Annotated in this window: 8 protein-coding genes; 3 read left to right on the forward strand and 5 right to left on the reverse strand. The window is 37.5% G+C overall.

The annotated features are described in order from the left end of the window. Positions 1 to 134: 134 nt before the first annotated feature. Both secDF and EMTOL_RS08170 read right to left on the reverse strand, forming a co-directional pair. A complete protein-coding gene (gene secDF / locus EMTOL_RS08165; RefSeq protein WP_015028804.1) occupies positions 135 to 3,137 on the reverse strand; it encodes a protein translocase subunit SecDF in 3,003 nt (1,000 codons plus the stop codon). Between the two features lie 223 nt (positions 3,138 to 3,360). Further along, positions 3,361 to 3,720 (reverse strand): hypothetical protein, encoded by a 360-nt coding sequence (locus EMTOL_RS08170; RefSeq protein ID WP_156511009.1) that lies wholly within the window; start codon positions 3,718 to 3,720, stop codon positions 3,361 to 3,363. Between the two features lie 314 nt (positions 3,721 to 4,034). Between EMTOL_RS08170 and EMTOL_RS08175 the strand changes: the two genes are divergently transcribed. Beyond that, entirely contained in the window at positions 4,035 to 5,306 is a 1,272-nt protein-coding gene (locus tag EMTOL_RS08175) for an acyltransferase family protein (RefSeq protein WP_015028806.1), read from the forward strand. A 58-nt stretch (positions 5,307 to 5,364) separates the two neighbouring features. Continuing rightward, on the forward strand, positions 5,365 to 5,784 hold the full coding sequence (locus EMTOL_RS08180; protein WP_041694004.1) for a nucleoside-diphosphate kinase: 420 nt from the start codon (positions 5,365 to 5,367) through the stop codon (positions 5,782 to 5,784). A gap of 70 nt (positions 5,785 to 5,854) precedes the next feature. Here the strand turns inward: EMTOL_RS08180 and EMTOL_RS08185 are convergent, their stop codons facing one another. The 3 genes from EMTOL_RS08185 to EMTOL_RS08195 form a co-directional block, all read right to left on the reverse strand. Beyond that, positions 5,855 to 6,844 carry a Gfo/Idh/MocA family protein gene (locus tag EMTOL_RS08185; protein ID WP_015028808.1) on the reverse strand — a complete coding sequence of 330 codons (990 nt, stop codon included), beginning with the start codon at positions 6,842 to 6,844 and terminating at the stop codon, positions 5,855 to 5,857. 234 nt (positions 6,845 to 7,078) lie between these two features. Continuing rightward, positions 7,079 to 8,311, reverse strand: coding sequence for an isocitrate dehydrogenase (NADP(+)) (locus tag EMTOL_RS08190; RefSeq protein WP_041693481.1), 1,233 nt, complete (start codon positions 8,309 to 8,311; stop codon positions 7,079 to 7,081). Between the two features lie 310 nt (positions 8,312 to 8,621). Continuing rightward, positions 8,622 to 11,858: a carboxypeptidase-like regulatory domain-containing protein gene (locus tag EMTOL_RS08195; RefSeq protein WP_015028810.1), complete on the reverse strand. Its 3,237-nt coding sequence runs from the start codon at positions 11,856 to 11,858 to the stop codon at positions 8,622 to 8,624. 133 nt (positions 11,859 to 11,991) lie between these two features. Here EMTOL_RS08195 and EMTOL_RS08200 point away from each other — a divergent pair, with 133 nt between their 5' ends. Continuing rightward, complete coding sequence (locus EMTOL_RS08200) at positions 11,992 to 13,044, forward strand: DUF3089 domain-containing protein (RefSeq protein ID WP_015028811.1); 1,053 nt, start codon at positions 11,992 to 11,994, stop codon at positions 13,042 to 13,044. The last annotated feature ends 2 nt before the right edge of the window (positions 13,045 to 13,046 follow it).

Genomic DNA, 13,046 nt, shown 5'->3' on the forward strand with positions numbered 1-13,046 from the left:
CAAAAATTTAGTCTGCTTAGAAAAACATTATTCAGAAAAACTGTAAATAAAAACGCTCCCAAAAATTCTGAATCAGAAAGTTTGAGAGCGTTTGAAAATTTAATTAATATTAGAGCTGCTTATGAAGCAAATCATTAAGCTTTCTTACCTTTTTTAGCCTCAGCATCAACGGGTACAGCAGCTAATTTAGCATCTTCATTCTTTAAATCACGTTGCATCGCATCAACAACGATTGGAGTTGCTACGAATAACGAAGAGTATGTACCAACGATTACCCCAACAAACATGGCAAATACGAAGCCACGAATTGTTTCACCACCAAAAATCAATAACACTAAAAGTACGATTAAAGTAGAGAAACCAGTAACTGCCGTACGGCTCAGTGTACTATTCAAGGCATTGTTGATAACTGTAGGAATATCTTCTCTCACACCACGTTTTTCACGTAAGTATTCACGTACACGGTCGAATACAACTACGGTGTCGTTCATTGAATAACCCATAATTGTTAGAACTGCACCCACAAAAGCTTGGTCAACATCAAGCGAGAATGGAAGCCAACCGCGGAAAATTGAGAAAATACCAAGAATGATAGCCACATCGTGGAATAAGGCAACCAATGCACCATAACCAAATGCTAAGCTACGGAAACGTAAATAGATATAGATAAATACCAATGCGATTGAAAGCAATATGGCTTTTAATGCACCGCCAATTGCATCATTTGCGATGGTTGGACCAACTTTCGAAGAACTTGTTATTTTGCCTTTATTGCCATTTACGTTGGCCAAAGCATTATTTACATTGTTTTCGATTTGTTTTTCAATTTCAGGATTTGTGTTTTCGATTTTATAAGGAGTCGTGATTTTTACTTGGTCGAATCCACCGAAAGTTTTTACTTCGATTGCTTGGCCTTCGAAAGTTCCTTTCAATGCTGCGTCGATTTCTTCAGTATTTACGGTTTTTTCAAATTTTGCTACGTATGTACGACCACCTAGGAAGTCAACACCTAAACCAAAGCCTTTAAAGAATATCGAAACAATACCCGCAATGATAATGGCACTTGAGATAGTGTAATATAACTTACGCTTAGAAACGAAATCGAATTGTGAGTCTTTGAATAGTTTCTCAGTAAATTTCGTGTAGAATGATACTGTTTTTCCTTTACCAATGTAGTATTCAAATAATAATCTTGATACAAAAATAGCGGAGAATAAAGAAGTAAAAATACCAATTAAGAGCGTAGTAGCGAAACCAAGAATTAAGCCTGAACCAAAGATAAATAATACCGCACCGGTAATGAGCGTAGTAACGTTTGAGTCAATAATTGATGACATTGCATTTTGGAAACCATCACGAACAGCCGTAGCAAATGTCTTACCTAAAGCTAATTCTTCTTTGATACGCTCATAAATCAATACGTTGGCATCGACTGACATACCTACTGATAATACTAAACCTGCAATACCTGGTAGGGTAAGTGTTGCACCAAATGAAGCCATTACACCTAATAATAGGAATAAGTTTACAATAAGGGCGATATTGGCAATCAAACCAGCTTTGTTGTAATAAATCATTACGAAAGCTAATACAAATAATACGCCAATAATTGAAGAAAGAATACCTGCACGAGCGGCTTCCGAACCTACGGTTGCACCTACGATATCTTCTGAAATTACATTTGTTGGGGCAGGAAGTTTACCAGCCTTCAATACGTTTGCAAGGTCAAGAGCCTCTTCAACAGTGAAGTTTCCACTTATGCTCGAGCGACCACCGCCAATTTCACCATTAACAACTGGAGCAGAATAAACAAAGTTATCAAGGATAATAGCAACCTGACGGCCTACGTTTGCAGCTGTTAATGCTTTCCATTTTCTTGCACCTTCAGCATTCATTTGCATTTCTACTGCTGGCTTTCCTCTTTCATCGAAGTCTTGAGTAGCGTTAGTTACAACATCTCCTTCTAATGGAGCTTTACCTAAATCTTTAACAAAGTAAATATCAACAATATCTTCGTTTGCGTTTGTACCATTGGCACGTGGTTTTACATCATATACAAAGTTTGCATCAGCTGGGAACAATGATTGAACATCCGGACGACGCATGATTTGGTTTACACGTGAAGTGTCTTTCACACGTACTGCTACGCCATATCCAGTTCCAACGAATAAATTACTAAATGCATTTGATTGGCGTTGAGCTAGAGCAGTTGAATCCTTTTTCGAAGTATCTGTTTTGCTTCCCCCAGCCAATTTAGCTGCTAAACTATTTTTTGAAGTATCATTTGTAGCTGCCGCTGCGTTATCACCTTTTCCTGCAATTTTATTTAAATCTGTTTTCGCAGCAGCCTTTGCCTCAGCATCCATTTGTAATAAGATAGCCGATAAACCATCAAACGCTGGAGCAATTTCTTGCATGCTATATACTTCGCAAAACTCTAATTTTGCAGCACCAGAAAGGAGTTTACGCACACGTTGAGGATTATCTACACCCGGCAATTCTACTTGAATACGGTTAGTTCCCGAAAGTCTTTGTAAGTTAGGGTTAGCAACACCAAATTTATCAACACGCGTTTGGATAATGCGGAATGCACGGTCGAAAGCACCATCAACTTCTTTTTTGATATAGCTTATCACTTGGCTATCAGAAGATTCCAAACTTAGTGTACCACGATTTGAACTATTTGAGAAAATACTAGATAATTTTGTATCAGGAGCTACTTTCTTAAATTCTTCAGCAAATAAATCTACAAAATTAGCACTGCTATTAGCTGCTCTTTCTTGTGCTTTAGAGATAGCCGTGGCTACTTTAGGGTCACGAGAATTTGCCAATGCACGAACGATTTCTGTAGGTGATACCTCCAAAATAACACTCATACCCCCTTGAAGGTCAAGGCCTAAACCTAATTCTTGTTTCATTAGGTCTTCAGTTGTAGTCATTCCTAAGAAAACGGGTTGTTTCCAAAGAGAATCTAAATAACGTTGTTTTTTTGTGTAATCAACTTTACCTGATTTGTCTGTTGCATACGCTTCTGCGTCTTTTCTGATGTCGTTTGCCTTCCAAGTACGAGCCAAGAAGTAAACACTAATTGCTAAAAAAGCCACCAATAGAGCGACTATACCACCTTTGTTTCTCATTATTTTGATGCCCCCTAACCCCCGATGGGAGGACTATTTATGGATTATTTTCATGTTTTGAGGGTTAGTTTGAAAACATGATTTTAGAATATACAGATTGATTGCATTACAATTCTCAGAATTGTATCATTTTGTAAAAACAAAGATTATTTTGTCTTAACAAAAAAGAGAAGATTGTTAATGAATATGAATAGAAAGTAATCATTAACCCAATAACCGCCAATTATGGGGCATTGGGAGCAATAAAATGCTCGTAGAGGTTTTCGAAATATGAAATAACAAAGATAGGTTTAGTAAAAACCTTTGCCTTTGTTTCAATATCTAAATAAATAATTTGCGGAGTAGGAAGAATGATTGCGTCGTGGGTGAAGTCGAACGCATGGCTGGGTACAACCACCTCCAACGACAATTCGCTAACAACTGTTTGGTTTTCAGTTGGTTTGGTATTGCCGTTTTGTTCTTTTGGGGCTTTATTATTTTGTGCATGATGTTTGGGTAGCTGCTTTCCGAAAACGCTCGTCAGCATCACCATCATGAACATTAAAAGTCCAAAAGTACGCGATATGTAGGAGTATCTCTTCATTTTTAAGAACGCAAAGCTACAAGAATTTCTGGAAATAAGTCAAAATTTATACCAAAAAATCTAAAAAAAGCATTCAGATGAATTTGAAAAATAAAATTCAGATAGTTATTCGACCGGTTTTTCGGTAGTCTTATATAACTTTATTAGGGGTTTACATAAAACATTTCAAGTATCTTTATAGGGTTTGGAACATACATCGTTTGCTATTTATTTCATTGTTGATTTTCTACTTTATTCAAATTTTACTTAAATTTTCAATAAAATTGCGTATAATAACTTCTTAACTATAGAAAATCGACAAACCCTAAACATTAATGAAACAACGCTTAACTTCTATTGACGTTTTCAGAGGCATGACTATCATGCTCATGACTATTGTAAATAACCCCGGAGATTGGAGTCATATTTACGCTCCACTCGAACATGCTGAATGGCATGGATGTACACCAACCGATTTAGTTTTTCCGTTTTTCTTGTTCATTGTAGGTATTTCTACTGTTCTTTCAAGTCCTGTTAAGAGATTTGATAGCAATACTTTTGAGAGAATAATTACCCGTGCATTACGAATATTTTTGCTGGGGCTATTTCTTAACTTTTTCTCAAAAATCCACCTTGGAACGCTTGAAGGAGTGCCGTTGATGCTCATAAGATTAGTACTCACAGGAATTGCTACCGTGCTTTTATTGGGAGATTTTGATAAGAAAAAACAATTTTATGCAGCGGTTGGCCTATTCGTATTCATGATATCCCTCTGTTTTAGCGGGATTGAAGATTTTGCTTCGGTACGAATTCCGGGTGTTTTGCAACGAATTGCCATGGTGTATTTAATAGTATCGGTGCTATATGCCACTACCAACACAACTACTCAAATTGTTGTTGGACTAGTGTGTCTGTTGGGTTATTGGGCTTTAATGGCTTTAGTTCCTGTACCTAATGTTGGGACGGCCAACTTCGAAAAAGGTACAAACCTAGCCGCTTGGATTGATAATTTATTACTTCCAGGGCATTTATGGTCGGTTTCTAAAACATGGGACCCCGAAGGTATTTTAAGCACTATTCCTGCTATCGGAACCGCTTTGGCAGGCGTTTTTACAGGAAAGCTATTAACTAATGACTTTCCCAAAAACAAAAAGGCCATCTATCTACTTTCTGCGGGTGTAATAGGTGTAATGATTGGTTTTTTATGGAATGATTATTTTCCAATCAATAAAGCTCTTTGGACAAGCTCTTATGTGCTTTATGTAGCTGGTTGGGCTTTGTTGGTATTGGGCGTTTTATATTTCATCATTGATGTTTTAGGTTTTGAAAAATGGACGAAACCCTTTGTAATCTTTGGCGTAAACCCAATGGTGGTGTTTTTCTTTTCAGGAATCATTCCTAGAGCCTTGAATATGATTAAGATTGCCCAGCCAGAAAATGTAGAAACCCCCAATACTGGTTTAATAGAATGGCTTTATAGACATTGGATAGAACCATTTTTTGCCGAACCTAAAGATGCTTCTTTGGCTGGAGCATTGACTTATCTTTTCATTTGGTTTTTAATCTTATTATGGTTTGATAAAAAGAAAATGATTTTTAAGGTTTGATTGAATCTGCCCAAAAATGAGTAATTTTGTTAAAATTTTAAACCAAATACATTTTATTATGGCAGGTAACAGAACTTTCACGATGATTAAACCTCATGCAGTGGCTGATAACCACATTGGGGGAATTACGGCGATGATTGAGGCGGCTGGTTTCAGAATCGTGGCAATGAAAAAAACACAATTATCAGCAGCACAAGCTGGTAAATTCTACGAAGTACACAAAGAAAGACCTTTCTATGGCGAATTATGTGAAATGATGTCTTCGGGACCAATCGTTCCGATGATTTTAGAAAAAGATAATGCCGTAGCAGATTTCCGTGCTTTGATTGGGGCTACAAATCCAGCGAATGCAGAAGAAGGAACAATTCGTAAGAAATATGCTAAATCAATGGGCGAGAATGCTATTCACGGTTCAGACTCAGATGAAAACGCTGCTATCGAAGGTGCATTTTTCTTTGCTTCTATTGAGCAATATTAATTGATTTTGATAAAAAAGAGACGCTGCCTGAGCATAGTCGAAGGCAGCGTCTCTTTTTATTTTAACTTCATTAATCAATTCCATCATAAAAAATTCCAGCCTTTTCTCGAATCTCATCTAGTAAGCTGATTAGCTTCACACTCATAGTAAGCGGCATTTTATCACTTTCTTTCTTTCCTGCTCTCAAACATTCATTCACTTCTTCGATTTCAAAATTATAGCCAAAGGTTTTTCTTGGAAAATTAAATTTTACTGGCTTTTGGTCTGTCACATAAAGCGTAATCTTTTTAGCTTCCATGAAACGGCCTTCAATATGAATGTACCCCTTTTCTCCGTAGATTAGGGCTTCTGTACGTGTTCGAGACCTAAGCGTACAACTTAAATTAGCGGTTGCTTCATTTTTAAAATCCAAAATAAAGCTCGTTGTTTCGTCAATTCCCGTAGAGCCAAAATTGCTAATAGCTTTTACTTCTGAAGGATAACCTAAAATCAATAAGCTTAAATAAGCGGGATATATTCCAATATCAAGCAAAGCACCGCCACCAAGATTTGGATTTAACAATCTTTTTTCGGGTAAAAAAGGAGCATTGAATCCAAAATCTGCTTGAATATTTCTCACTTGTCCGATAGCCCCTTCTTTAATTAATTCTAAGGTTTTATTAATGGCAGGAATAAATCTTGTCCACATGGCCTCCATTAAGAAAGTATCGTTTTTTCGGGCAGATTCAACCATTTCTTGAACCTGTTTAAGATTCATGGCAAAAGGTTTTTCACATAAAACAGGTATTTTATGTTTTAAGCATAAAAGAGTATTGTCTGCGTGCGAAGTATGTGGCGTTGCAATGTAAATGGCATCTAAATCGGGCGTTTGAAAGATATTTTCGTAAGAATCGTAAGCGAATGGGGCATTGTAACGATTGGCAAAATCCTGTGCCCTTTCAAGCGAAGATGAGGATGCAACTGCGTGGAGTTGAGCGTTCTTAACAGACTTTAAGTCGGTGGCAAATTTCTCGGCAATTTTACCAACTCCGATAATTCCCCACTTTATATTTTTTTTCATCTTAAGTTAGTTTCTTTTTTGGAGCGAATTTAATGAAAAAATTATTATCGGATAATAGTTTTTTCGGAGTAAGTCTGCCGAACATTTTGCAAATAGAAAAAACTTCTGTTTAACAAGCAGTAAAGCTAATATTTAAAGTTTTGTGTTAAAATTCTTTGCCCAAAAGTATTATGAAAAAAGAATGCCCCAACCATTACAGTTGAGGCATCTGGGTTTTTATAGAGGGGTTTATTATTATTTTGCCGCTAATTTAACCTTTAAGTTTTGGTCAATTGCTTCTAAGAATTCCTCTGTATATAAATAGTGCTCGCCGTGGTTCACTTTATTTCCGTGAATACAAACAGCTAAATCTTTAGTCATTTTACCAGATTCAACAGTCTCAACACAAACTTGCTCAAGTGCTTGGCAGAAATCAACTAAAGCTTGGTTGCTGTCTAACTTTCCACGGAACTCTAAACCACGAGTCCAAGCAAAAATAGAAGCGATTGGGTTAGTTGAAGTTGGTTTACCAGCTTGGTGGTCACGGTAGTGGCGAGTTACGGTTCCGTGAGCTGCTTCAGCTTCCATTACATCACCACTTGGTGTAACTAATACTGATGTCATTAAGCCTAACGAACCAAAACCTTGTGCTACTGAGTCAGACTGAACGTCACCATCGTAGTTTTTACAAGCCCAAACGAAAGAACCATTCCATTTCAATGCCGAAGCAACCATGTCGTCAATTAGACGGTGTTCGTAAACGATACCAGCAGCTTCAAATTTAGCTTTGTAATCTGCTTGGTAGATTTCTTCGAAAATATCTTTGAAACGACCATCATATTTCTTCAAAATTGTATTTTTTGTAGAAAGATAAAGAGGCCATTTTTTGTTCAAAGCAACTTGGAAACAAGAGTGTGCAAAACCACGGATTGATTCGTCAGTATTGTACATACCCATTGCTACACCACCACCTTTGTAGTTGTAGATTTCGTATTCTTGTACGGTTCCGTCTTCGCTTTCAAATTTCATGGTTAATTTACCTGCTCCTTTCACAACGAAATCAGTTGCACGGTATTGGTCACCAAAAGCATGACGCCCAACGATAATTGGTGAAGTCCAGTTAGAAACTAAACGTGGTACGTTTTGACAAACGATTGGCTCACGGAAAACAGTACCATCCAAGATATTACGGATAGTTCCATTAGGTGATTTCCACATTTGTTTCAAGTTGAATTCTTTAACACGAGCTTCGTCAGGTGTAATAGTGGCACACTTGATACCAACACCGTATTCTTTGATTGCATTTGCAGCATCAATAGTTACTTGGTCGTTGGTTTCATCACGGTACTCAATGCCAAGGTCATAGTACTTGATATCAACATCAAGGTAAGGAAGAATCAATTTTTCTTTGATAAAACGCCAAATGATACGAGTCATTTCGTCGCCATCAAGCTCAACAACTGGATTTGCAACTTTAATTTTTTCCATTTTTCCGAGAAGCTCTCCACCCCCAAGGAGAAGCAAAGATTTATAAGTTATATATATGTGTCTTGGGGAATTTATAACGAATAACCGAGAAAAACATTAAAAGTAAGCATATTAGATGCTAGAATTACCCTTAAAAACCTTCGAGTTACCCACTAATTGACACGAATAATTTTTTACTGCCACAAAGGTAATACGATTTATATAAATATTCTAAGATTCGGGCAAACAAAAAAAGAGCCTCCAAATGGAAGCTCTTTTCTGACTTAAACCAAAGAAAATTATGAAAATTAATAAAAACGTTTTCAGGGAATTATTTATTTGATAATTCATCGAATGAAAGTGCTACATAATACATTGTGCCAACGGCCGCACTACCAAATGCTTGGATGTATGGTTTGCCACCGATGTTTGTTCCACCGATTTTCAATACCGATTTCATGCTTGGTAATTTAAGGCTGATTTGTGCATCAAGGTTTGTAATTGCAGGCACTTTTGTATTTGTAAATAAAGCCTGAGTTGCATCAGATGGTTGAACAAAACTTGCTTCCCAAGTGAATTGGTCTTGGTGACGTAAGTTTACGTTGAAACCAAATTTCTCTCCACTTCCCAAACGTTTTCCGAAGCTAACGTTATAGCGATTCTTAGGCGTGTTGAAACCAGCATATTGTTGGTCAGGCGTTGGAGTAAATCCTTTAAGATTATTTTGAGCGAAATTCAAGCCAACATTATACCCTTTCGATAAAGAATAGTTCGCACTAATCGCAAAACCATTTGCTCTGATATCTTCGCTTGTATTTGATACACGAGAATATCCTTTCAACAAACCTGCACCAATACCTGATTCGATTGGTAAACCTGGTGCTGCTGGTGCAGTTGGAACCACGATTACAGTTCCACCGATGAAGTTTCTGTATTTACTTGTATAGAAATAAGAATCAATGAATAATTTTTTAGCAATTAAGCCTTTGTAACCAATTTCATACGATTCGATTTTTTCAGGAACTAACTTTTTCGCTTGGTATTTAGGTAATGCTGCCAATCCAAATGCTGGAGCAACTTGTGCAGTAACTCCCGGTACATTTGCAGCAAGAGCTTTTGCTAACTCAGCATTGAAAGCTGGTTGGAAGTTAGCAGCAAGTGCACCTGGTAAAGTAGCACTTACACCTGCTTGAATATTGCTTTGGATTGTTGCTTGCGTTGCAGGAAGTGCAATTTGCTGAGCGACTCCAGCTTGAATAGCTGATTGAGTAGCAGGAAGGGCCAATTGAGAAGCAATCCCTGCTTGGATAGCAGCAGCAGCTTGTTCGGCAGCTAATGTTCCAGCGGCAACTGCAGCATTTACTTGTGCTGTTACGGCAGATGTAATTTGTTGGGTTACGGCAGCTGTAACACCAGCAGTTACTTGTTGTGTAACAATTGAGTTAACTTGTTGTGTAACCCCAGCTGTAACTTGCTGCGTAATAGCGGCTGTAACTCCCGCAGTGATAGCAGGTGTTGCTTGTGCAGTAACGGCTGCAGTTGCATAAGCTTGAGCTTTAGCTAATACATCGGCTGTGATATATTTTGATGGATTTGCTGAGAAATCAACCAAAGTTGCACGGTTAATACCAGAAGCAAGGCCATATCTTGCGTCAAATTCAGGAGTTGCACCAATCAAAATGCCTAGTGGCGTAGCTAGGTCGATGTATTGGTTTTGAGTAGTAGGAATACGGTAACCTGTTTGGAATGACGCACGAATGTTATGTTGTCCAAACGAAGCAACAGCTGATAAACGTGGTGTAAAGAATCCATCAAAGTTTTTACTCTTATCGTAGCGTAATGAACCCGAAAGTTTCAAGTGGTCTTTAAATAAGCTTTTAGCAGCTTGTAAGAAAGCACCATATTCGTTAATCGGAATAGTTCCATTACGGCCTTCTTTTGTATCAGAGAATAATGTACCGTTTGAACGCAATTGGTATTGGCGGAAGTTAGCTCCACCCAATAACTCCATAAATTTGATTTGATTTTTGAAGTTATAAATGCCTTCTGCATGATAAAGGTTAGTTTTATCTAAGAAACCACCACCACCAGTGTTGATAGACGCATTACGTGCATTGTCTAAAGCTGTTTGGAATGCCGCAGTACCAGGAGTTGGCATGCCAGCATCCGCCGCTTTTCTTGCCGCAATTGGGTCTTTAGATTTGTCGTATTCTGATTTGTAAGCAGCAAACCACTGGTCATCAGTCTTAACGGCTCTTTGCATAGCTAAAGCAACTAAACCAGCAGTGTAAGAATCACCCGAACGCTCTTGAGTAGTATAACCTCTTAAGGTAAAGTTATCACCACGAAGTTCGAGTTTAGCTTGTGTAAGATTGAAGTTACGAAGTGCATAACGGCCAGTACCTGTGTAAACAGTAGTACCGAAACCATAGTTAACTTGACCAACAGCCTCAACTTTTTCATTGATACGATAGTGAAGAGCAATATTTGTTTTAAAAGATTTTGTGTTATAATCTACTAAATCTTTTTCTAAAAGACCAGTACGAGTTACTGGAACACCAGAAACAACTCTTCTTGTTTCATCACCATAGGTGTTTACACCATCATAGTCAGTGTCGGCTCCTGCAAAACGAGTAGGGTCAGCCGAACCACCAACGTTTAAGTTAGAGTAGTCATTTGCTTGCCAGTCTTTAGCTGTTATGTACGCTAAGTTTACTTTGTAGGCGAATTTGTTGTCTTTTGAAGCTTTAGCATAACGAAACGAGAAGTCATAAAAAGGAGTTGTCTTCACATCTCTATTACTTGCACTCATTACGCCAGTCTTTACCGTTGCACTTGCACCTTGGTACAAGAATGGGCTTTTGCTATTCATCAAAATCAAACCATTGATGGCATTTGGGCCATAAAGGGCCGAAGCCGCACCTGGAAGAATTTCAACGCTTTCAACATCTAGCTCAGGCATACCAACGATATTATCAACTGGGAAGTTTAAGCCAGGAGCTTGGTTATCCATACCATCAATCATTTGTACGGTACGAGGGTTACCAGTAGCACCAAAACCACGCATATTTACAGATTTAAAAAGTAAACCTTGCGTAGTCATGTCAATACCTTTCATGTTTGAAAGGGCGTCATAAAAAGATGGAGCTGGAGCTTCTTTGATACTTCGAATATCTAATTTCTCAACTGTTACAGGTGATTTCATTACAGATTCTTCAACCCTTGAAGCAGCTACAACAACTTCTTGACCCATGATTGCTTGTTCTTTCAGCGAAACATTAATGGCTGCATTATTACCCGATACACTCATTTCTTGAGATTCGTAGCCAACTGAAGTAATAACTATTGTAAATGGCGGAGGAGTTGATACATTAAAAGAAAACTCACCTTTTGAGTTTGTGATTGTTCCAATCACTTTACCTTTTACCTGAACACTTACCCCAATAAGTGGTTCTTTAGTGGTAGCATCGGTAACCGTCCCAGACACTTTTGTTTGAGCAAACGAGAGCTGTGTTATGAGAAAGCAGCAAATTCCGAGCAAACAATTTTTTACGGAAAGTTTGTACATAGAGAATATTTGGTTAGTGGTTAACAAAACGTAATTTTGTGTCAAACATAGAAAAGAAAATAATAATATGCAAGCATACTATTGGTAGTTTGTATTAAAATCATACAATTTTAACGAAAAATAGTTATATCCAATGCAAAAGACAATTTTTCTAGTAATATTTTATTCACTCTGTACGTTTTTGTTTGAGACTCAAGCTCAAAAAAACGCTATTTTATCTACTCATTTTGATGCTAAAAATGTGCCCCCAGCCCCTAATTATGCTCAGAATGATGCGTGGGCGGCCTTGCCAACAAAAAATGACCCCGCCGATAGAATTCCGAACGGTTTATATGTAAACGAAAATCAAACTGAAGCTAAAGCAGATGTATTCTTTTTACATCCTACTACATTTACCTATAAACCTCGTAACCAATATGAATGGAATGGAGATGTAAATGATGTAGAATTGAATGAAAAAACAGATAATTCAACCATTTTAAATCAAGCCTCAGCTTTCAATGGTTCTGGAAAAGTATATGCACCTCGTTATCGTCAGGCACACTACTACACTTTTCTGACACCCAATCAAGATGATAAAAAACAAGCCCTTGATTTGGCCTACACCGATATTAAGGCAGCTTTTGAATATTATTTAAAAAATTGGAATCAAGGTCGCCCAATTATTATTGCGTCTCATAGTCAGGGAACTATTCATGCAAAAAGATTACTGAAAGAGTTTTTTGATGGGAAGCCATTACAAAAACAATTAGTTGAGGCTTATCTCATCGGTATTGCTACGCAACCTAATACTTTTGAAAATATTCAAGCAAGTAAATCGGCAGAAGAAATAGGAGGATTTGTTTCATGGAATACTTTTGCTAGAGATTTCCTGCCCAAATATTACGAAGATGGCCTAAGTACATCTGTAAGTACAAACCCTCTTACATGGCGTTTAGATGAAGATTTTGCCCCTAAAGAACTAAATAAAGGTGGGGTTGGCTATAAGTTTACATTTGTAGAGCAAGCTGCCGATGCACAAAATCATAAAGGTGTTTTATGGATAAATAAACCATATATCAAAGGTCGTATATTTATAAATATGAAGGTATGGCACATAGCTGATATAAATCTTTTTTGGATGAATATCAGAGAAAATGTAGCTTTACGTTTGGAAAGTTTTTTTAAAAACACCATAAAGCCATAGTG

It is taken from the genome of Emticicia oligotrophica DSM 17448, from assembly GCF_000263195.1.
Lineage (GTDB): Bacteria > Bacteroidota > Bacteroidia > Cytophagales > Spirosomataceae > Emticicia > Emticicia oligotrophica.